Origin of the sequence: Nocardioides sp. 503, from assembly GCF_004522095.1 — a bacterium.
Taxonomy (GTDB): Bacteria; Actinomycetota; Actinomycetes; order Propionibacteriales; family Nocardioidaceae; genus Nocardioides.
The window spans coordinates 1-21,141 of sequence record NZ_SPUI01000013.1 but is presented as its reverse complement, the minus strand read 5'-3'; the positions used below and the strand labels follow the sequence as shown (position 1 = coordinate 21,141).

Genomic DNA, 21,141 nt, shown 5'->3' with positions numbered 1-21,141 from the left:
TCGGGGCCCCCGCCTAGGCTCGACCCATGCCCGTCGTGAAGATCAACGCCATCCGTGTCCCCCCGCAGGCCCACGAGGAGCTCGAGAAGCGCTTCGCCGCGCGGGCCGGCACCATCGACGGCACGCCCGGCTTCCTGGGCTTCCAGCTGCTGCGGCCGGTGCAGGGCGAGGAGCGCTACTTCGTCGTGACGCAATGGGAGGACGAGGAGTCCTTCGCGGCCTGGCGCGACGGCGACGCCCGCGCAGCGCACGCCGGACCGGCTGACGGCGGCGAGCGGCCGAAGCCGGTCGCCAGCGGCGCGGACCTGCTGGAGTTCGAGGTCGTGCTGGACGTCAGGCCGAGCTGACCGGACACGCGGCCGCAGTCGAGGCGCGAGCCCCGGACCTCGGCGTCCCCATCGCCCGGGACCCTTGCGCCCCAGCGATCACACTGCCCCGACGAAACTCACGCTCCCGGCATGAAACTTCGTACCGGAAGCGTGAGTTTCACCGGGTACCCGGTGAAACTCCTCCACGCGGTCGCGCCACCGCGCAGCAGCCCGTCCGTCAGTTGACCTGACGGTCGTAGCCCTGCCAGTAGGCCTCGCGCAGCTTGAACTTCTGCAGCTTGCCGGTCGCCGTGCGCGCCAGCTCGTCGCGGAACTCCACCGACGTCGGCGCCTTGTAGCCGGCGGCCTTCTGCTTGCACCATGCGATGAGCTCGGCCTCGGTGACCTGCTCGCCCTCGCCCAGCACCACGAGAGCCTTGATCGTCTCCCCCCACTTCTCGCTGGGGACGCCGATGACGGCGACCTCGGCCACGGCGGGGTGGGAGAACAGCACGTCCTCGACCTCGATCGAGGAGACGTTCTCACCTCCGGTGATGATGACGTCCTTCTTGCGGTCCTGGATCGTGAGGTAGCCGTCCTCGCCGATCGCGCCTCCGTCACCGGTGTGGAACCACCCGTCGCGCAGCGCCGTCGCGCTCTCCTCCGGCTGCTCCCAGTAGCCCTCGAGCACGACGTTGGAGCGCGCCAGCACCTCTCCCCCGCCCTCGGGCGAGTCGTCGGTCTCCAGGCGTACGCCGAGCGCCGGCGCGCCGGCCCGCACGAGCTTGGCCGCGCGGTCCTCCGCCGACAGCTCGTCCCACTCCTCGCGGGAGCGGTTGATCGTCAGCAGGGGCGAGGTCTCGGTGAGGCCGTAGATCTGGATGAACTCCCAGCCCAGCTCCTCCTGCACGCGCACGACGGTCTTCGTCGGCGGCGGTGCGCCGGCCATGATGATCCGCACCCGGTCGCGCCCGGGGATCTCGCCCTCCCAGTCCTGCGCGGCTTCGAGCACCGCGGCGGCAACGGCAGGCGCCGCGCACATCACGGTCACGCCGTGGTCACGCACGCGGCGCAGGATCTCGGCGCCGTCGATCTTGCGGATCATCACCTGCTTGGCCCCGAGCCCGGTCATCGCGAACGGCATCCCCCAGCCGTTGGCGTGGAACTGCGGCAGCGTGTGCAGGTAGACGTCGCGGTCGGTGACCCCGGCGTGCATCGCGAAGGTGACCGCGTTGACCCAGATGTTGCGGTGGGTGATCTGCACGCCCTTGGGCCGGGCGGTCGTGCCGGAGGTGTAGTTGATGGTGGCGGTCGCGTTCTCGTCCGGCTCCCACAGCTGCGGCTCGACGCCCTCGGGCGCGAACAGCAGGTCGTCGTCGCCGATGACGAAGCGGTGCTCCGCGGTCACGTCCCTCAGCGTGTCGTCCAGCTCGGGGTCGACGATCAGCACGCGCGCACCGGAGTGCTCGACGATGTAGCGGACCTCGTCGGGGCTCAGCCGGAAGTTCACCGGCACCAGCACCCGCCCGGAGCCCGCGACCCCGAAGAACGACGTGAGCAACCGCGAGCTGTTGTGGCTCACCACGGCCACGCGATCGCCCACGCCGATGCCGAGCTCGTCCAGCCTGGCGGCCTGACGGCGCGCGAGGGCGCCGATCTCGGCGTAGGTGAGCTCGCCGCGCTCGTCGCCCAGCGGCGCGGCCGGCTGGTCCGGCTCGTCCACGGCGCCGACGCGTGCGCCGTACACCTGGACCGCTCGGTCGATGAAGTCGGAGATGCTGAAGGGGACGATCAACGCAATCCTCCTGGAGGTGACGCTGTGACCGCCTCACTGTAATGACCCCGCTCGGATCCCCTCGACAAGCGGACGCTCGGAAGTTCTTCGACGTGAGCCGTGACCCGACGTCACCTCGCCCGTTGACCTCGTTGGTGGCCGGGCCGATCGGGGGATGGCCCGGCCACCCATACGTCGGCGGGAGCTCGGGCTCCAGCCCGGCTGCTAGGCCACCCGGCCGGGTGGGCGGTCCTGCACCAGCCGGTCGTGGCCCGCGCCGCCCCGGAGGACGTCCCTCCCGAGGCCTCCGAAGAGTCGGTCGTCGCCCACCTCGCCGCGGATCACGTCGTCGCCGTCGAAGCCACGCAGGACGTCGTCACCGGCCCCGCCGAGGATCCGGTCGTCACCGGTGCCGCCCCGGACCACGTCGTCGCCGCCCAGGCCGCGCAGGACGTCGTTGCCCGCACGGCCGCAGATGACGTCACGGCCCGGCGTACCGACGAGCACGTCGTCCCCGCTGGTCCCGCTGACCGTGCAGGGCGGGCCGAGCCGCACGGTCAGGGTGAACCGGGACTGAGCCCGCCCGCCCTCACCGTCGGTGACGGTCAGCGTGATCACCGTCGAGCCGACGCGGTCGCGTCGCGGCGTGATCGACACCTGACGGCGACCCGCGGTGCCGGTGAGCTGGATGGCCGAGGCCGGCACGAGGCGGGCGTTGCTCGACGTGGCCGACACCTCGAGGCCCGTGGCCGAGGTGCGATCGTCCGCGACGGTGAAGGAGAGCCGACCGGTACGCCGGTTCCGCTCGATGACCCGGTTGGCGATGCGCCCGATGGTCGGTGCGTCGTCGAGGTCGGCGACGGTGATGGTGACCGTGCCGGGCACCGAGTCGTCCTGACCGTCGTTCGCGACGTAGGTGAACGAGTCGGTCCCGTGGAAGTCCGCCGCCGGGGTGTAGACGAACGTGCCGTCGGGGTTCAACGACAGCGTCCCGTGGACGGGCGCGCTCGCCACCGTCGTGGTGAGCGCGTCGCCGTCGGCGTCGGTGTCGTTCAACGTCACCTTGTCGGCCGCCGTGACCGTCAGCACCGAGTCCTCCGCCACGCTGTAGGCGTCACCCACTGCGACCGGCGCGTCGTTGACCCCCGTCACCGTCAGCGTCACCGTGACGACGTTGGAGCCGTCGGACCCGTCGTCGGCGCGGTAGGTGAACGAGTCCGCGCCGTCGTAGCCGCCCTGGGGGGTGTAGGTGAAGGTGCCGTCGGCGTTGAGCGTCAGGGTCCCGTGCGACGGCCCGCTCACCAGGACCGCGGTGAGCGCGCTGCTCTCCGCGTCGGTGTCGTTGAGCGTCACCTTGTTGGCCGCCGTGACCGTCAGCACCGAGTCCTCGGCCACGCTGTAGACGTCGCCGACCGCCACCGGGGCATCGTTGACCGGCGTCACTGTCACCGAGACCGTCACGGTGTTCGAGGACGACGTCTCGTCGGAGGCCAGGTAGGTGAACGAGTCCGACGTCGTCTCCGAGCCGTCGTGGGTGTAGCCGAACGTGCCGTTGGCGTTGAGCATGAGCGTCCCGTTGGTGGGACCCGTCACCAGCACCGCGGTCAGCACGTCGCCCTCGGGGTCGGTGTCGTTGGTCAGCACGCTGGTGGCGCCGCCGGTGAGGGTCGTCGCGGTGCCGCCTTCCGCGACAATGAAGCTGTCGCCGACCGCGACCGGAGCGTCGTCGACCTCCGTCACGGTCAGGGACACGGTGGCCACGTTGGAGCTGCTGGACCCGTCGTCGGCGCGATAGGTGAAGGAGTCCGCGCCGTCGTAGCCCGCCTGCGGGGTGTAGGTGAAGGTGCCGTCGGCGTTGAGCGTCAGGGTCCCGTGCGACGGCCCGCTCACCAGGACCGCGGTGAGCGCGCTGCTCTCCGCGTCGGTGTCGTTGAGCGTCACCTTGTTGGCCGCCGTGACCGTCAGCACCGAGTCCTCCGCCACGCTGTAGGCGTCACCCACTGCGACCGGCGGGTCGTTGACCGGCGTCACCGTCACCGTGACGGGGACGACGTTGGAGAGTGCCGTCCCGTCGGAGGTGCGATAGGTGAACGAGTCCGACGTCGTCTCCGAGCCGTGGTGGGTGTAGCCGAACGTCCCGTTGGCGTTGAGCGTGAGCGTCCCGTTGGTGGGACCCGTCACCAGCACCGCGGTCAGCACGTCGCCCTCGGGGTCGGTGTCGTTGGTCAGCACGCTCGTGGCGCCGCCGGTGAGGGTCGTCGCGGTGCCGCCCTCCGCGACCGTGACGCTGTCGCCGAGCGCGACCGGGGCCCCGTTGGGGGTGGTCACCGTGATGGTCACATTGGCCGTGTCGACCCCTCCGTGACCGTCCGTGACGAGGTAGGTGAACGTGTCGCTCGTCGCCGCGCCGGCGTCGTGGACGTAGGTGAAGGAGCCGTTGACCCCGAACGTCAGGGTGCCGTGCTGCGGCGCGACGGTGAGCCCGGTGGCGAACAGCGAGTCGCCGACGTCCGGGTCGGAGTCGTTGGCCAGCACGCCCGGCGCCGCCTCGTTGAGGGTGCCCCCGCGCGTCACCGTGTAGCTGTCGTCCACCGCCACTGGCGAGGCGGCAGAGGCGGGTGCGGCCAGCGCGACGCTCCCGGCCACGAGCAGGCCGCAGAGGAGAAGGGTCGTCGACGACGCAGGGGTGGGGCGGGCGAGCCGAGGTGTCTTCCGGAACACGCCGTCAAGCATGCCCGCGTCGTGCGTCTCGCGGGGCGAAACGCCGCAACTGGAGCCGGTTGGTGGGCGCAGAGGGGATCGAACCCCCGACCACCTCGTTGTAAGCGAGGGGCTCTACCGCTGAGCTATACGCCCGTGCTCGAAGCGGGAGCAGACTACGTGACCACTGGCCGACGCGCGAAAGGGCCCGAAATGGAAGTTGAACCGCTGGCGTCTCGGGTCACCAGCGGTTCAACGTGGACGACACTAGAGGAGTCCCTCGCCGTCCGTCACCCGTTCTGCGGAAATCGGCGAGATCGGTCTAGACGACCGACGTGAGCTGCCGCAGGTGCTCGTCCAGGTCGCGGCCCTGCGGCATCGCGTTGTGGGTCGCCCAGCGGACGGTCCCCCTCTTGTCGATGACGTACGACGAGCGGTGGGCGGCGCCGGTGGTCTCGTCGAGGACGCCGTAGGCACGGGCCACCTCGCCGTGCGGCCAGAAGTCGCTGAGGAGCGGGAAGTTCAGGCCGTCCTGGTCGGCGAAGGCCCGCAGCGCGAACATCGGGTCGCACGAGATCGCCAGGACCTCGGTGTCGAAGGTGAGGAAGTCGGCCAGCCGGTCGCGGATCCCGGCCATCTCGCCGGTGCAGACGCCGGAGAACGCGTAGGGGTAGAAGAAGATGGCGACCGCCTTGTTCCCGCGGTACGACGACAGCGTGACGTCCTGGCCGAACTGGTCGCGCAGCGTGAAGTCGGGCGCCTGCCCGCCGCACTCGATACCGCTCATGAGTCCCTCTCGTCCTTCGCCAGCTCGCGCTTGAGCACCTTGCCCGTGGAGTTGCGGGGCAGCTCGTCGAGGAGCACCACCTCGCGGGGCACCTTGTAGCGGGCGAGGTTCTGCTTCACCCAGTCCTTGAGGTCGTCCTCGCCGACCGCGTCGTCGTCGACCACGACGAAGGCCTTGAGCCGCTTGCCGTACTCCTCGTCGTCCACCCCGACCGCGGCCGCCTCGACCACGTGCTCGTGGCGCGCGAGGCAGTCCTCGACCTCCTTGGGGAAGACGTTCTCCCCACCGGAGACGATCATCTCGTCGTCACGGCCCTCGACGTGCAGCCGGCCGTCGGTGTCGAAGCGCCCGACGTCGCCGGACGACATCAGCCCGTCGATCATGTCCTTGCCGCCACCGCCGGTGTAGCCCTCGAAGAGCAGGCTGTTGCCCACGAAGATCCGACCCGACTCCCCCACCGGCAGCTCCTGGCCGTCGGCGTCGAAGATCTTCACCACCGTCGCGTACGGCGGTCGCCCCGCCGACGTCGGCGACTCGCGGAGGTCCTCCGGCGTGGCGATCGAGGCCCACGCCACCTCCGTCGACCCGTAGATGTTGTAGAGGTGGTCGCCGAAGTGGTCCATCCAGGCGGTCGCCAGGTCGCCTGGCAGCGCGGAGCCGGAGGCCGCCACCACCTTGACCCGCGACAGGTCGTGGGCAGCCAGCGTCTCCTCGGGCAGCGCCAGGATCCGCTGCAGCATCACCGGGATCACCACGAGCGAGTCGCAGCGCTCCGACTCGGCGACGTCCAGCACCCCCTCGGGGTCGAACCTGCGGCGCAGCACGACCGTCGAGCCGAGCAGCATCGCGAGGGCGAGGTGGGCGAAGCCCCACGTGTGGAACAGCGGCGCGGCGATGTGCGTGCGCCAGCCGGCGCGGAGCGGCATCCGCGAGAGCAGCGAGACCGCGGCGTCGATGCCGGCCTCGCTGCGCGGCGCCCCCTTCGGCGTACCGGTGGTGCCGGAGGTCAGGATCACGATCCGACAGTGCCGCGACGGCGCGTCCAGGTCGTCGGTGGACTCCGAGGAGATCAGCCCCTCGACCGTGGGTGCGTCGACCTCGTCGCTGTCGGTCCAGGCCAGCACCCGCCGGCCGGCATCGGCGCCGGCGAGCAGCTCGGTGAACTCCTCGTCGTGGATCACGACGGTCGGCTTCTCGCGCTCGAGCACGTCGACCAGCTGGGGCCCGGCGAAGGCGGTGTTGAGGTAGAGCAGGTCGGCGCCGAGCTTGGCCACGGCGATGCTGGCGTCGACGAAGCCGCGGTGGTTGCGGCACATGAGCGCGACCGCGTCGCCCTCCTCGACGCCCTGGGCGCGCAGGGCACGCGCGAGCGCGTTGGACCGCTGGTGCAGCTCGCCGAACGTGAGCTCGCCCAGCTCGTCGACCAGCCCCACCTGGTGGGGCGCGCGGACCGCCAGCGACGCGAAGCCGCCTGCGGGTCCGGTCCCCCACGTCACGACGGTCCTCAGCAGGTCGGCCAGGACCCGCGGCGAGTACGGCCGGACCACCCCGGATCCCGCCAGCACCTTGGCGCTGACGCCGAGGGAGGACGCACGGAGGACAAGCTTCTGGAGCACGGTGAGGGTCCTAGCGGGAGACGACGGTCGCAGAGTACGACGGACCCGTGCGGGTCGTCGCGCCAGGCTCGCCTCAGGCAGGGGTCTTGGGGGCGACGAGCCGCGTCGCGGCCCAGTCCTTGCTGACCGCGGCCGTGGTGGTCTGCGCGAGGCCGGCGACGGGCGCGGCCTCGGCGACGGTGGCGGCGTCGACGGCGTTGGGCCGTCCGATCTTGGGCGTGAGCAGCCAGATGGCGCCCCCGCCTACCAGGTCGGTCAGCGAGTCGACCAGACCGTCGACCAGGTCACCGTCCTCGCTGCGCCACCAGAGGATGACCGCGTCGACGACGTTGCCGTAGTCGGCATCCACCATGTCGGCGTCGAGGGCGTCCTCGATCGCGATCCGGAGGTCGTCGTCGGTGTCGTTGTCCCAGCCGAGCTCCTGGATGACCATGCCGGGCTTGAAGCCCAGCCGTTCGGCCGGTCCGGTGACAGAGCCTGTCTGGGTGGACCCGCCACCCGCGGTCGAACTCACTGGTTCCTCCAGTCTTGGAACGATGGGGCCCGCCAGGCGGACCAGGTTGGGGAGTAGTCCACCGGAGTTGGCCCAGGGGCGCAACCTCTCGCGGACACCAGGACCGTCTCATGGACACCCGGTGAGGCACCAAAGCCCGCGCGAGGCGACGCCTGGTGGGACTACCGATGGGTAGATTTGGTTGCGCGCACCCACATGGGACGATGGACGGGTGACCGAAGAAACACCCTCCACTTCAGGCACCCGCACCGGCACCCCCCTCTCTGTGATCCACGAGGGACTGCCGACCCAGCTGCCGGACATCGACCCCGACGAGACCTCCGACTGGCTGGCGTCCTTCGACGACCTGGTCACGGAGCGCGGCCGCGAACGCGCCCGCTACGTCATGCTGCGACTGCTCGAGAGGGCCCGCGAGAGCAACGTCGGCGTCCCGGCGCTGCGCAGCACCGACTACATCAACACCATCCCGCCCGAGCGCGAGCCGTGGTTCCCCGGCGACCTCGAGGTGGAGCGACGCATCCGCGCGTTCCTGCGCTGGAACGCCGCCGTCATGGTGTCGAGCGCCAACCGCAAGGGCCTGGAGGTCGGCGGCCACATCGCGACCTACCAGTCCTCGGCGAGCCTCTACGAGGTCGGCTTCAACCACTTCTTCCGCGGCAAGGACCACCCCGGGGGCGGCGACCAGATCTACATCCAGGGCCACGGCTCGCCGGGCGTCTACGCCCGCGCCTTCCTGGAGGGGCGCCTGAGCGAGGAGCAGCTCTACCGCTTCCGCCAGGAGGTCCAGCACGGGGCCGGCAAGGGCCTGCCGTCCTACCCCCACCCCCGGCTGATGCCGGAGTTCTGGGAGTTCCCCACCGTCTCCATGGGCCTGACCGGCATCAACTCGATCTACCAGGCCCGCTTCAACCGTTACCTCGCCAACCGCAACATCAAGGACACCAGCGAGCAGCACGTCTGGGCCTTCCTCGGCGACGGCGAGATGGCCGAGCCCGAGTCCCTCGGCGCGATCCGCATCGCGGCGCGCGAGGAGCTCGACAACCTCACCTGGGTCATCAACTGCAACCTGCAGCAGCTCGACGGCCCGGTCACCGGCAACGGCAAGATCATCCAGGAGCTCGAGGCCAACTTCCGCGGTGCCGGCTGGAACGTCATCAAGGTCGTCTGGGGCCAGGAGTGGGACCCGCTGCTGGCGCGCGACGTCGACGGCGTGCTCGTCAACAAGATGAACACCACCCCCGACGGCGCGTTCCAGACCTACTCGGTCGAGGACGGTGCCTACGTCCGGGAGAACTTCTTCGGCGGCGACCCCCGGCTGCGCAAGATGGTCGAGCACATGAGCGACCAGCAGATCCAGAAGCTGCCGCGCGGTGGTCACGACTACCGCAAGGTCTACGCCGCCTTCGACGCCGCGACCAAGCACGTCGGCCAGCCGACGGTGATCCTGGCCAAGACCATCAAGGGCTGGACGATCGACGCCCTCGAGGGCAAGAACGCCACCCACCAGATGAAGAAGCTGACGCCGGACGACCTCAAGAAGTTCCGCGACCGCCTCTACCTGCCGATCTCCGACCGCGACCTCGAGCGCTCCTACGAGGAGACCGGCGCCGCGCCGTTCTTCCACCCCGGCCAGGACTCCCCCGAGTTCGAGTACATGATGGAGCGCCGCCAGGCCCTCGGCGGGTCGGTGCCCCAGCGGGTGCTGCGCGCCAAGAGCCTCAAGCTGCCCGACGACAAGATCTACTCCGAGCTCAAGCAGGGCGGCGGCAAGCACTCGGTGGCGACCACGATGGCCGTCGTCCGTCTGCTCAAGGACTGGATGAAGGACCCCGAGATCGGGCAGCGCGTCGTGCCGATCGCGCCGGACGAGTACCGCACCTTCGGCATGGACGCGATGTTCCCGTCCGCGAAGGTCTACAACCCCGGCGGTCAGCAGTACGAGTCGGTGGACCGCAACATGTTGCTTTCCTACAAGGAGTCCAAGCAGGGCCAGATGCTCCACGAGGGCATCTCGGAGGCCGGCGCCATGGCCTCGGCCACCGCGGCGGGCTCGGCGTACTCCACGCACGGCGAGCACATGATCCCGTTCTACATCTTCTACTCGATGTTCGGCTTCCAGCGCACCGGCGACTCGATCTGGGCCATGGCCGACCAGCTGGCGCGCGGCTTCCTGATCGGTGCCACCGCCGGCCGCACGACCCTGACCGGCGAGGGCCTGCAGCACGCCGACGGCCACTCGCCGCTGCTCGCGGCGACCAACCCTGCGGTCGTGCACTACGACCCGGCGTTCGCCTACGAGGTCGCGCACATCATGAAGTCCGGGCTCGAGCGGATGTACGGCGAGCAGGCGGAGGACATCATCTTCTACCTCACCGTCTACAACGAGCCCGTGCACCAGCCGGCCGAGCCCGAGGGCGTGGACGCCGAGGGCATCCTGCGCGGCATCCACAAGGTCGCCGACGCCCAGGGCGACGGGCCGCGGGTCCAGCTGCTCGCCTCCGGCGTCGGGTTCCCGTGGGTGGCCAAGGCCGCCGACCTGCTCCGCGAGGAGTGGGGCGTCCAGGCCGACACGTGGTCGGTGACGTCGTGGAACGAGCTGGCCCGCGACGCCGTCCACGCCGAGGAGTGGAACCTCCTCCACCCCGGCGAGGCGCCGCGCACGGCCTACGTCAGCGACAAGCTGGCCGACGTCAGCGGCCCGGTCGTGGCGGTCTCCGACTACATGTGCGCGGTCCCGCTCCAGATCGCGCGCTGGGTCCCCGGCGACTACCGCGTCCTGGGTGCCGACGGCTTCGGCTTCGCCGACACCCGTCCGGCGGCGCGCCGCTTCTTCCACATCGACGCCGAGTCCGTCGTGGTCCAGGCCCTCCAGGCCCTGGCCGACGCCGGTGAGATCGACCGCGACGTCGTGGTGAAGGCGTTCGAGAAGTACCGCATCGACGACCCCACCGCGGTGGCCGGCGTCAAGCAGGAGGGCGGCGACGCCTGATCGGAGCCGCTTCAGCGGATCCGATCGATGGTGGTCGAGCAGCGCGCGCGACCAAGGAACGAGGTCGCGTCCGCGCGTGTCGAGACCCGGTGAGACGAACGACCGACGGTGAGCCGGATCCCCCGCGTCCAGGGGGCGTCCGGCTCACTGGGTGTCGAGACGGTTGCTGCGCAACCTCCTCGACCCCGGACTCCCCGGGGGTTGAGGAAGGCGCGCAGCGCCTGTCTCGAAACCCCGTGAGCCGACGACCAGCCCTAGCCGGTGATGTCCGTGACGGTCGCCACCGGGGCGGCGACGGGGCCTTGCGGTCCCACCTGGCCGTTGCGGAGCAGGCCCCGCCACTTCGACCGGCTGTACGACGCCGGCTGGCTGCTCCGGATGAACTCGTGGAGCACCTTGGCGAAGCGCTCGGGGTGGTCCTTGTGCGGGAAGTGGCCCGCGTTCGGGATGACCTCGACGCGCGCCTTGGGGGCGAGCGCGGCGGCGTTGCTGGCGTGGCGCACCGGGATGACCTGGTCGTCGCGGCCCCACACGACGCACATCGGCATCGCGTCGGTGAGGTAGGCGCGGTCGGCCATGGTGACGATCTGGCCCTCCCAGTCGACGACGGCCCGCACGACGTGGCGGATCGCGGCCCGCGCGGCCGGGTCCTTGAAGGAGTCGTAGATCTCGGCGACCTCGCGCAGGTCGCGGGTGAGCTTCCAGCCGGTGCCGTAGAGGGCGCGCATGCCGGCCAGGCCGACGTGCCGCACCCCCGGGAGCGTGAGGACGCCCATCAGCTGGTGGTAGCCGGGAGTGGTGATCGCGCGGATGAACGTCGACACCTCGGGGCCGAGACCGCCGGAGGCCACCAGGACCATCCGCTCGGTGCGCTCGGGGAACTGGTAGGCGAACTGCATCGCCACGCCCCCACCGAAGCTGTGGCCCACCACGGTGACCTTGTCGACGCCGAGCACGGTCAGCAGGTCGCGCATGCCGTTGGCGTAGCCGCCGAGGCTGTAGTCCGCCCGCGGCTTGTCCGACCGCCCGTGGCCCAACAGGTCGGGCGCGATGACGGTGTAGCGCTTGGCCAGCGTCGAGATGACCGGCTCCCAACTCGTGTGGTCGCAGCCCAGGCCGTGCAGCAGCAGCAGCGCCGGCCCGTGTCCTACCTTGACGTAGGCACGCCGATGTCCGTGGATCGTGACGAACTGCACCTCGTGCTGGGGTCCCCCCACCGGAGCCTCCTCGGTTCGGCGTTGTGCAGGATTCAACCAGAGGACCGACCCCGTTGGTAGGTCGGCCACCTCCAGAAACCCGCAATTTCCCTTGCGGCACGGGGGTTCGCCGCTGCTCGCGTGAGCGCTTCCCCCTGCGAGGTGAGTCGGGGACGACCACGGCCTAGGCTCCTCGCGTGCCCCGTCGCTCCACCAACAACCCCCGTGCGCGTGCCGCGACCGCACTGCGCCGGTCGACGGGCGCCCTCAGCACCGCCGCCATGGCCCGCATGGAGGCCGACATGGCGTGGTTCCGCGAGCTCAGCGCCGAGGACCGGTCCTGGGTCGCCGCGATCATCCAGGCCGGCATCAAGGGCTTCGTGGACTGGTACCCCTCCGACGACGCGGCCGCCGAGAGCGGCGGCACCGCGCTGGCGTCCTCGGTCTTCGGCGCGGCCCCCCGGGCACTGGCCGGCGTCATCACGCTGCAGCAGACCGTCGACCTGGTGCGGCTGTCGATCGAGGTGGTCGAGAGCAACATCGACGACGTGCTGGAGCCCGAGGACGCACCCGACGTCCATGCCGCGGTGATGCGCTACGCCCGCGAGGTCGCCTTCGCCACCGCGGAGGTCTACGCCCGGGCAGCGGAGTCACGCGGCGCCTGGGACGCCCGCCTCGAGGCGCTCGTCGTCGACGCGGTGCTGCGTGCCGAGACCGACGAGTCGGTGCTCTCGCGCGCCAGTGCCGTGGGGTGGGGCACCAGCGGACGGGTCGCGGTGGTGCTCGCCGCGATGCCCGAGCGGCGCACCGAGACCGACCTCTTCATGGAGGTACGGCGCAGGGCCCGGGTCGCGGGGCTCGACGCGCTCTGCGCCGTGCAGGGTGACCGGCTGGTGGTGCTGCTCGGCGGGGTGGACGACGAGAAACGAGCGGCCGAGGCGCTCGTGGAGCTGGTCGCCGACGGGCCGATCGTCGTGGGACCCGTGACCGAGGACCTGAGCCACGCCTACCTGTCCGCGCGGGCCGCGCTCTCGGCCTACCGCGCGGCCGCCGGCTGGCCCGAGGCCCCGCGCCCGGTGCGCAGCAGCGACCTCCTCCCCGAGCGGGTCCTCGCCGGTGACGGTCACGCCCGGCGGCACCTGGTCGAGGAGGTCTACGTACCGCTCCTGCGGGCGCGCGGCACCCTCATCGAGACGCTCACCTCCTACTTCGCCACCGGCTCCTCGCTGGAGGCGACCGCGCGGGCACTGTTCGTGCACGCCAACACCGTCCGCTACCGGCTCGGCCAGGTGGCCGACGCCACCGGCTACACACCCTCGGTGCCGCGCGACGCCCTGGCCCTGCAGATCGCGCTGGTGCTCGGGCGCCAGTCGGGTCGCGACGCGGGTCCGGCAAACTTGTAGGAACCCTACAAACCTCGACGGTCTCTTTGGTGGGTGCCGGAGACGCGCCGGACCGCCCCGTCCCGGCACAGTGGACGTGTGCTCGTCATCGTCGCTCCCGGCCAGGGGGCCCAGACCCCCGGCTTCCTCACTCCCTGGCTCGAGGACCGCGTCTTCGCCTCGCGCATCGACTGGCTCTCGGCCGTCGCCGGTCTCGACCTGGCCCACTACGGCACCGAGGCCGACGCCGACGCCATCCGCGAGACCCAGGTGGCCCAGCCGCTCCTGGTCGCCACCGGGCTGATCGCCGCGCTGGAGCTCTTCCCCCACCCGATGGACGCCTTCGAGCGCGTCGGCGCGGTCGCCGGCCACAGCGTGGGCGAGCTCGCCGCCGCAGCCGGCGCCCGCACGATCACCGCCGAGCAGGCCATGGTCCTGGTGCGCGAGCGCGGCGTGGCGATGGCCCGCGCGGCCGCCACCACCCCCACCGGCATGACCGCCGTCCTCGGCGGGGACCGCGACGAGGTCCTCGCGGCGATCGCCCAGCACGGCCTCACCCCGGCCAACGACAACGGCCCGGGCCAGATCGTCGCCGCCGGCACCATGGAGCAGCTCGCCGCCTTCGCCGAGGCGCCGCCCGCCAAAGCACGGCTGATGCCGCTCAAGGTCGCCGGTGCCTTCCACACCGAGCACATGGCGCCGGCGGTCGGTCACGTCGCCGCGCTGGCCCGCTCGGTCTCCGTCCACGACCCGCGCATCCCGGTGATCTCCAACAAGGACGGCCACGTCATCCACGACGGCGCCGAGGTCCTGCGCCGCATCGTGGGCCAGATCGCCAACCCGGTGCGGTGGGACCTGTGCCTCGACACCATGTCCGACCTCGGCGTGACCGGCATCCTCGAGATGCCGCCCGCCGGCACGCTCACCGGCATCGCCAAGCGCGCGCTCAAGGGCGTCGAGACGTTCGCCCTCAAGACCCCCGACCAGCTCGACGACGCCCGCGCCTTCTGCGACAAGCACGGTGAGGGCTCGCTGATGAACACCACGCCCACCTGGCGGATGGTGGTCTCCCCCAGCAAGGGCACCTTCCACCTCGACAGCGCCGCCGCCGAGACCGACGTGCTCGAGGCCGGAGCCACGCTGGGCGACGTCGCCAGCACGCGCGACCGGGTCGTCATCAAGTCCGCCCACGGCGGCGAGATCGTCGAGTGGCTCGTCGAGGACGGCGACCCGGTCTCCCCCGGTCAGCCGCTCGTCCGCATCCACCCGGTGGGGAGCTACTGATGGCCACGCTCGCCACCACGACCGGCACGTCGCACGCCGCGATCCTCGGGGTCGGCGCCTACCGCCCCACCCGCATCGTCCCCAACTCCGAGATCGTCGACGCGATCGAGTCGAGCGACGAGTGGGTCCAGCAGCGCTCGGGCATCAAGGAGCGCCGCATCGCCGGGCCCGACGAGACGGTGCAGTCCATGTCCGTGGCCGCCTCCCGGATCGCGCTCGAGCGCGCCGGCATCGACGCCCGCCAGATCGACTGCGTCGTCGTGGCGACCGTCAGCCACATGATGCAGACCCCCGCCATCGCCACGGCGATCGCCCACGAGCTCGGCACCGACCACGCGGCGGCGTTCGACATCTCCGCCGCGTGCGCCGGGTTCTGCCACGCGGTCGGCATGGCCAACGACTTCGTCCGGGGCGGCACCGCCCAGCACGTGCTGGTGATCGGCGTGGAGCGACTCTCCGACATCACGGACTTCACCGACCGCGGCACGGCCTTCATCTTCGCCGACGGCGCCGGCGCCGTGGTCGTCGGACCGAGCGAGACCCCCGGCATCGGTCCGGTCGTCTGGGGCTCCGAGGGCGAGCACTTCGACCACATCCGGCAGGTCGAGGACTGGCGCGACGTCATCGCCAGCGACCAGCCGTCGATGCCCCACCTCACGATGCAGGGCAACGCCGTCTTCCGCTGGGCGGCGTTCTCCATGGCCAAGGTCGGCCAGGAGGCGCTCGACCGCGCCGGCGTCCCGGCCTCCGAGCTGGACTGCTTCGTCCCCCACCAGGCCAACATGCGCATCATCGACGCCTTGGCGCGCTCCATGAAGCTCCCCGACACCGTCAAGATCGCCCGCGACATCGCCCAGATGGGCAACACGTCGGCGGCCTCCGTGCCGCTGGCACTCGAGCGGATGATCGCCGACGGCGAGGCGAAGTCGGGCGACACCGCCCTGCTCATCGCCTTCGGCGCCGGCCTGGCCTACGCGGCCCAGGTCGTCGTCGTCCCCTGATCGCACCACCCCACCACCCACCGAAGAGAAGGAAGCCCCATGGCAACCACCGAAGAGATCCGCTCCGACCTGGCCGAGATCGTCAACGAGGTCGCCGGCATCGACGCCGACGACGTCCAGCTCGACAAGTCCTTCGTGGACGACCTCGACGTCGACTCGCTGTCCATGGTCGAGGTCGTCGTGGCCGCCGAGGAGAAGTTCGGCGTCTCGATCCCCGACGACGAGGTCAAGAACCTCAAGACCGTCGGTGACGCAGTCGCGTTCATCGAGCGCGCCCAGGCCTGAGAGAGCACATCATGAGCAACCGCATCCGAGTCGTGGTCACCGGTCTGGGCACCACCAGCCCTGTCGGCGGTGACGTCGAGAGCACGTGGGAGTCCCTGGTCGCGGGGCGCTCCGGCATCCGTGAGCTGACCGACGAGTGGGCTGCGGAGATGCCCGTGAAGATCGCGGGCCGCGTGGCCGTCGAGCCGACCGAGGTCATCGAGCGCGTCAAGGCGCGCCGCCTGGACCGGTCCTCGCAGTTCGCGATGGTCGCGGCCATGGAGGCCTGGCGGCACGCGGGCCTCGAGGGCTCCGTCCAGGAGGGCAGCGTCGACGGCGACCGCGTCGGCGTGGCCATGGCCTCCGGGATCGGCGGCGTCAACACGCTGCTGGCCAACTACGACATCCTGAAGGAGAAGGGACCCCGCCGGGTCTCCCCCCTCGCGGTGCCGATGCTGATGCCCAACGCCCCCGCGGCCAACATCAGCCTGTACGTCGGAGCGCGGGCGGCGGTCAACACACCGGTCTCCGCCTGCGCCTCGGGCAACGAGGGCATCGCCCTCGCCCTCGACCAGATCCGGCTCGGCCGGGCCGACGTCGTCGTGGCCGGCGGCACCGAGGCGGCGATCCACCCGCTGCCGATGGCCGCCTTCGCCAACATGATGGCGCTGTCCAAGAACGCCGGTGACCCCACCACGGTCTCGCGGCCCTGGGACACCGGACGCGACGGCTTCGTGCTCGGCGAGGGTGCCGGCGTGCTGGTCCTGGAGTCCGAGGAGCACGCCCGTGCCCGCGGCGCCACCATCTACGCCGAGGTCCTCGGTGCCGGCATCACCGCCGACTCCCACGACATCGCCCAGCCCGACCCGGCCGGACGCGGCGGCTCGCGCGCCATCCTGCGCGCGCTCGCCGAGTCGGAGATCTCGGCCAGCGACATCTTCCACGTCAACGCGCACGCGACGTCGACGCCGCTGGGCGACATCGCCGAGGGCCTGATGCTCCACGCCACGCTCGGCGCCCACGTCGACAACGTCGTGGTCACCAGCACCAAGTCGATGACCGGCCACCTCCTCGGCGGCGCCGGTGCGCTCGAGTCGATCGCCACGGTCCTGGCGCTGCACCACCGCGTCGTGCCCCCGACGATCAACCTCGACGACCTGGACCCCCAGGTCGAGCTCGACATCGCCATCAAGCCGCGCGACCTGCCGGCGGGCGACATCGCGGCGCTCAACAACTCCTTCGGCTTCGGCGGCGCCAACGTCGCCGTCGCGTTCGGCTCGGTCTGATGAGCGCGCCCACCGCCGAGCGGGTCCCCAAGCCGGTCAAGGTCCCCCGCGAGGAGGACCCCCGCAACCCCGTCACGCGCCTGCGTGCGCTCATGGACGAGGGGACCCTCGAGCTGATCACGCCCGACGACGACTCCGGCATGATCGCGGCCATCGGCCTGGTCGACGGCACCCGCGTCGTCGCGTTCTGCTCGGACGCGACGGTGATGGGCGGCGCCATGGGCGACGTCGGCTGCCGGGTCGTGGTCGACGCCTACCACCGCGCGATGACCGACCAGCTGCCGATCATCGGGCTGTGGCACTCCGGTGGGGCGCGTCTCGCCGAGGGCGTCCTGTCCCTGCACGCCGTCGGCCGGATCTTCCACGTCATGACCCAGGCCTCGGGCAAGATCCCGCAGATCTCGGTGGTGCTGGGTCCCGCGGCCGGAGGCGCCGCCTACGGGCCCGCCTTGACCGACGTGGTCATCCTGGGGCCCGAGGGCCGGATCTTCGTGACCGGACCCGACGTGGTGCGCTCCGTCACCGGCGAGGCCGTCGACATGCTCCGCCTGGGCGGCCCCGAGCCGCACGGTCGGCGCTCGGGGGTCGTCCACATCGTGTCCGACACCGAGCAGGACGCGCTCGACCGGGCCCGCGACGTGGCGTCGCTGCTCGGCTCCCAGGGCAGCCTGCGCGTCGAGGACGTCGAGGACCGCGACCTGGAGTCGATGCTGCCGGAGTCCAAGAAGCGCGCCTACGACGTGCACCCCCTGGTCGACTCGGTGCTCGACGAGGGCACCACCCAGGAGCTGCACGCGCGGTGGGCGCCCAACATCGTCACCGCGCTCGGGCGCTTCGGCGGCCGCACCGTCGGCGTCGTCGCCAACAACCCGCTACGCCTCGGCGGGTGCCTGGACTCCCTCTCGGCCGAGAAGGCATCGCGGTTCGTGCGCATGTGCGACGCGTTCGGCGTGCCCCTCATCGTCCTCGTCGACGTCCCGGGCTACCTGCCGGGCGTCGGGCAGGAGTGGGACGGCGTCGTGCGCCGCGGCGCCAAGCTGCTGCACGCGTTCGGGGAGTGCGTGGTCCCCCGGGTCACGCTGGTGACCCGCAAGACCTACGGCGGCGCCTACATCGCCATGAACGCCCGCTCGCTGGGCGCCACGAAGGTCTTCGCCTGGCCGGGCGCCGAGGTGGCGGTCATGGGTGCCGTCGCGGCCGTCCGCATCCTGCACCGGCGCAAGCTGGCCGAGGTGTCCGCCGACATCCGCCCCCAGGTCGAGGCCGAGCTGGCCGCCGAGCACGAGCGCATCGCCGGTGGCGTCGACAAGGCCGTGGAGATCGGCGTCGTCGACGAGGTGGTCGCCCCCGACCGCACCCGCTCGGCGATCGCGCGGGCCATCGACGAGGCGGTGCAGACGCACGGCGTCCTGCACGGCAACCACGGCAACATCCCCCTCTGAGGCATAACCGGGCGCGTGGCGCGACGTTGTACCTCACGTCCGCCACACGCCGGGAGGCCTCGATGGTGCGCACCGCCCTGGCCGCCCTGGTGACTCCGGTCCTGCTGGCCCTCGGCCTCGCGAGCGCGTCCGCGCCCTCCTCAGCCGTTCCAGACGCCTCGAGCGAGCGCTCGACGGTCGGCTACGAGCCGACCTGGGGCCGGGTGCGTGCGCCGGACCAGACCCTGCGCCGGGGCTGCCGCAGCTACCGCTTCGCCTACCGCGTCACCCCACCCGGCACGGCCTGGACGGCCGAGGTGCGGGTGCTCTCCCCGCGCGGGCGGGCGGTCGCCTCCCGGACCTTCGTCTCGGAGTCGGACCCTGCTGCCGCCGTACGCCGGTTCCGGGTGTGCCGAGCCGCGGTGGCTCCGGGACGGTTCACCCTCAGGATGCTGGTGACCAGCTATGCGGGCACCTTCGACCAGGGCAGCAAGGCCCACGTCCGGCCCACCCACTTCCGGCTCCGGCGTCCGCGCTAACCCGGCCGCGGCCGAGCGGAGGGTGCGTCCTCAGACCACCTGGTGCAGCCAGCGCACGGGGGCGCCGTCGCCCGCGTGCCGGAACGTCTCCAGCTCGTCGTCCCACGGCTTGCCGAGCAGCCGGTCGATCTCGACCAGCAGGGTGGTGTCGCCGAGGGCGGCCTTGACCACCGCGGCCTTGAGCCGGTCCTCGGGGATCATGATGTCGCCGTGGAGGCCGGTGACCGCGTGGAAGACGCCCAGCTCGGGGGTGTAGGAGAACCGGGTGCCCTCGGTCGCCGACGTGGGCTCCTCGGTCACCTCGAAGCGGAGGTGGTTCCAGCCGCGCAGCGCCGAGGCGATCTGCGCCGCCGAGCCGGCGGAGCCCGCCCACGACATCTCGGCGCGGTAGGCACCGGACTGTGCGGGCTGCGGGGTCCAGGAGAGGTTCACGGCGACGCCGAGGACGCCCCCGACCGCCCACTCGATGTGGGGGCACAGCGCGGAAGGCGCAGAGTGGACGTAGAGAACGCCCCTCGTCGCCGCGTGGGTGGCAGTGCGTGTGGTCACCATGACCTCCTTCATCGTCGGCGCGAGCTACGCCTTCCCCAGCGATCTCGCATGCGATGAACGGATCAATCGTGTGACACGTGTGTAGTTATGTCCCCATTGTGACTCATGAGCCCCCTGAGCACCAGAGGGCGCCCCGAAGCGTTCGGACGAAGCGCCGACTCAGACGCCGAGACGCTTCTCCAGCGCCTCGGCGCGCTCCGCGGCGTCGGTCATCTCGTCGCTGTCGACCGCGTGGGTGCGGTGGAACCACGTGAGCGCGTCGGTCTCGCGACCGGCCGCCTCGAGGATGTCCGCGTAGGCGTAGCGGAGGCGCGTCACCCACGGGGCACGGCTCTTCGACGTCAGCGGGGCGAGCTCCAGCGTGCGCAGGGCCGCGTCGAGCTGACCCATGTCGCGCCGGGCACCGGCCTCGACGATCGTCATCTCCGCCTTGGCCTCCGGGACGAAGTTCGCGACGGAGGGGCTCTTGGCCAGCTTGAGGGCCTGCTCGGGGTTGCCGAGGGCGCGGTGGCAGTCCGCCATGATCGGCAGGTACGCCGTGGCGCCGTTCATCCGCTTGGCTGCGCGCAGCTCGGCCAGCGCCTCGGCGTAGCGACCGGCCGCGTAGGCGGCCTCGCCGGCGGCCTCGCGCACGACCGCGAGCCGCGGCGCGCGGGCACGAGCGGCCAGGGTGTGCTGGTAGGCCGTCTCCGGGTCCTCGTCGACGAGGAGACCGGCCGCCACCATGTGACGAGCCACGCGGTTGGCGAGCTTCTCGGGAAGGCCCTTCAGCTGGGCGCCGATCGCGCGGTCGAGCTCCTCACCGGTGATCTCCGGCGGCAGGTCGGGACCGTCGTACAGGGACTGCTCCTGGGTGCGCGGCGTCTGGTCGTCCGACGAGCGCTTCCAGTCGCCGGCGCGTGCGGGGCGACCCTGACCGGAGCCCTGCCGCGAGCCCGACGGCTTGCCGCCGCCCCGGCGGTCGCCGGTGGGCTTGCCACCGGTGCGACGGTCACCGGACGCGGAGGCTCGGCCACCGGCCGGCCTCCCCGACGACGAGCCGCCGCTGGCCGGCTTCCCCGACGAGGGCTTGCCCGAGGAGGGGCGACCGCCCCCGGTGCTGCGAGCGGGCCGTTGGCCTCGACGATCCTCAGCCACGATTGTCATCCCTTTCGGCTGCGACCGTCCCGGCCGCATGAACGTGTGTGAAATAGCGTAGAGGCCACCATGACGGTGGCCTCTACGAGGTGTTTGTCCGGCGGCGTCCTACTCTCCCACAGCCTCTCGGTTGCAGTACCATTGGCGCTGGCAGGCTTAACTTCCGGGTTCGGGATGGGTCCGGGTGTTTCCCTGCCGCTATGGCCGCCGTAACTCTATGACCCCAGTATGCCGCCCGGGGTGATACCGGCTCACCAGCGACCTCTTTGTGAGGGGGTGTGGTGACCGTGTTCCCCGGGTGGTGGGGTGGTCTTGTAGTGGACGCGTGCACGCAGTGGGTGCTTGTGGTTTTGGTTGAGGGTTTGTGGGGCAAGCCCTCGGCCTATTAGTA

Annotated in this window: 17 protein-coding genes, 1 tRNA gene and 1 rRNA gene; 9 read left to right on the top strand and 10 right to left on the bottom strand. The window is 71.3% G+C overall.

Annotated elements, in window-relative coordinates:
- Nucleotides 1–26 precede the first annotated feature (26 nt).
- Complete coding sequence (locus E4622_RS22415; protein WP_134742458.1) at nucleotides 27–347, top strand: antibiotic biosynthesis monooxygenase; 321 nt, start codon at nucleotides 27–29, stop codon at nucleotides 345–347.
- Between the two features lie 199 nt (nucleotides 348–546).
- Here the strand turns inward: E4622_RS22415 and E4622_RS22410 are convergent, their stop codons facing one another.
- The 6 genes from E4622_RS22410 to E4622_RS22385 all read right to left on the bottom strand — a co-directional run bounded on the left by E4622_RS22410 (nucleotide 547) and on the right by E4622_RS22385 (nucleotide 7,699).
- Complete coding sequence (locus tag E4622_RS22410) at nucleotides 547–2,103, bottom strand: AMP-binding protein (protein ID WP_134742457.1); 1,557 nt, start codon at nucleotides 2,101–2,103, stop codon at nucleotides 547–549.
- A gap of 204 nt (nucleotides 2,104–2,307) precedes the next feature.
- Nucleotides 2,308–4,803, bottom strand: a complete 2,496-nt coding sequence (locus tag E4622_RS22405; RefSeq protein WP_167736206.1) for an Ig-like domain-containing protein — start codon at nucleotides 4,801–4,803, stop codon at nucleotides 2,308–2,310.
- Nucleotides 4,804–4,863: 60 nt separating this feature from the next.
- Nucleotides 4,864–4,938 (bottom strand) — tRNA-Val (locus E4622_RS22400).
- 166 nt (nucleotides 4,939–5,104) lie between these two features.
- Nucleotides 5,105–5,569 carry a peroxiredoxin gene (locus E4622_RS22395; protein WP_134742455.1) on the bottom strand — a complete coding sequence of 155 codons (465 nt, stop codon included), beginning with the start codon at nucleotides 5,567–5,569 and terminating at the stop codon, nucleotides 5,105–5,107.
- On the bottom strand, nucleotides 5,566–7,185 hold the full coding sequence (locus E4622_RS22390; RefSeq protein ID WP_134742454.1) for an AMP-binding protein: 1,620 nt from the start codon (nucleotides 7,183–7,185) through the stop codon (nucleotides 5,566–5,568). Before E4622_RS22390 ends, E4622_RS22395 begins: the two co-directional genes overlap by 4 nt.
- A gap of 73 nt (nucleotides 7,186–7,258) precedes the next feature.
- Nucleotides 7,259–7,699: a DUF3052 domain-containing protein gene (locus E4622_RS22385; RefSeq protein ID WP_134742453.1), complete on the bottom strand. Its 441-nt coding sequence runs from the start codon at nucleotides 7,697–7,699 to the stop codon at nucleotides 7,259–7,261.
- Nucleotides 7,700–7,964: 265 nt separating this feature from the next.
- Here E4622_RS22385 and aceE point away from each other — a divergent pair, with 265 nt between their 5' ends.
- Nucleotides 7,965–10,688 carry a pyruvate dehydrogenase (acetyl-transferring), homodimeric type gene (aceE, locus tag E4622_RS22380; protein ID WP_245156163.1) on the top strand — a complete coding sequence of 908 codons (2,724 nt, stop codon included), beginning with the start codon at nucleotides 7,965–7,967 and terminating at the stop codon, nucleotides 10,686–10,688.
- A gap of 254 nt (nucleotides 10,689–10,942) precedes the next feature.
- Here aceE and E4622_RS22375 read toward each other — a convergent pair whose 3' ends face one another.
- On the bottom strand, nucleotides 10,943–11,905 hold the full coding sequence (locus tag E4622_RS22375; protein WP_134742452.1) for an alpha/beta fold hydrolase: 963 nt from the start codon (nucleotides 11,903–11,905) through the stop codon (nucleotides 10,943–10,945).
- 176 nt (nucleotides 11,906–12,081) lie between these two features.
- Here E4622_RS22375 and E4622_RS22370 point away from each other — a divergent pair, with 176 nt between their 5' ends.
- The 7 genes from E4622_RS22370 (at nucleotide 12,082) to E4622_RS22340 (ending at nucleotide 19,061) form a co-directional block, all read left to right on the top strand.
- Entirely contained in the window at nucleotides 12,082–13,287 is a 1,206-nt protein-coding gene (locus E4622_RS22370) for a helix-turn-helix domain-containing protein (protein WP_245156162.1), read from the top strand.
- A gap of 78 nt (nucleotides 13,288–13,365) precedes the next feature.
- A complete protein-coding gene (locus tag E4622_RS22365) occupies nucleotides 13,366–14,550 on the top strand; it encodes an acyltransferase domain-containing protein (protein WP_134742451.1) in 1,185 nt (394 codons plus the stop codon).
- The gene (locus E4622_RS22360; RefSeq protein WP_134742450.1) at nucleotides 14,550–15,551 is read left to right on the top strand and encodes a beta-ketoacyl-ACP synthase III; all 1,002 of its coding nucleotides are present in this window, start codon (nucleotides 14,550–14,552) and stop codon (nucleotides 15,549–15,551) included. Before E4622_RS22365 ends, E4622_RS22360 begins: the two co-directional genes overlap by 1 nt.
- A gap of 39 nt (nucleotides 15,552–15,590) precedes the next feature.
- Nucleotides 15,591–15,836 (top strand): acyl carrier protein, encoded by a 246-nt coding sequence (locus tag E4622_RS22355; protein WP_134742449.1) that lies wholly within the window; start codon nucleotides 15,591–15,593, stop codon nucleotides 15,834–15,836.
- Between the two features lie 11 nt (nucleotides 15,837–15,847).
- Nucleotides 15,848–17,101, top strand: a complete 1,254-nt coding sequence (locus tag E4622_RS22350; protein ID WP_134742448.1) for a beta-ketoacyl-[acyl-carrier-protein] synthase II — start codon at nucleotides 15,848–15,850, stop codon at nucleotides 17,099–17,101.
- A complete protein-coding gene (locus tag E4622_RS22345; RefSeq protein ID WP_134742447.1) occupies nucleotides 17,101–18,543 on the top strand; it encodes a carboxyl transferase domain-containing protein in 1,443 nt (480 codons plus the stop codon). Before E4622_RS22350 ends, E4622_RS22345 begins: the two co-directional genes overlap by 1 nt.
- Before the next feature lie 62 nt (nucleotides 18,544–18,605).
- The gene (locus E4622_RS22340) at nucleotides 18,606–19,061 is read left to right on the top strand and encodes a hypothetical protein (protein ID WP_134742446.1); all 456 of its coding nucleotides are present in this window, start codon (nucleotides 18,606–18,608) and stop codon (nucleotides 19,059–19,061) included.
- Between the two features lie 30 nt (nucleotides 19,062–19,091).
- Here E4622_RS22340 and E4622_RS22335 read toward each other — a convergent pair whose 3' ends face one another.
- The 3 genes from E4622_RS22335 to rrf all read right to left on the bottom strand — a co-directional run bounded on the left by E4622_RS22335 (nucleotide 19,092) and on the right by rrf (nucleotide 20,962).
- Nucleotides 19,092–19,613: a DUF3145 domain-containing protein gene (locus tag E4622_RS22335; protein ID WP_134742445.1), complete on the bottom strand. Its 522-nt coding sequence runs from the start codon at nucleotides 19,611–19,613 to the stop codon at nucleotides 19,092–19,094.
- A 159-nt stretch (nucleotides 19,614–19,772) separates the two neighbouring features.
- Nucleotides 19,773–20,750, bottom strand: a complete 978-nt coding sequence (locus tag E4622_RS22330; protein WP_245156161.1) for a tetratricopeptide repeat protein — start codon at nucleotides 20,748–20,750, stop codon at nucleotides 19,773–19,775.
- A gap of 95 nt (nucleotides 20,751–20,845) precedes the next feature.
- Nucleotides 20,846–20,962, bottom strand: a 5S ribosomal RNA gene (rrf, locus tag E4622_RS22325).
- Between the last annotated feature and the right edge of the window lie 179 nt (nucleotides 20,963–21,141).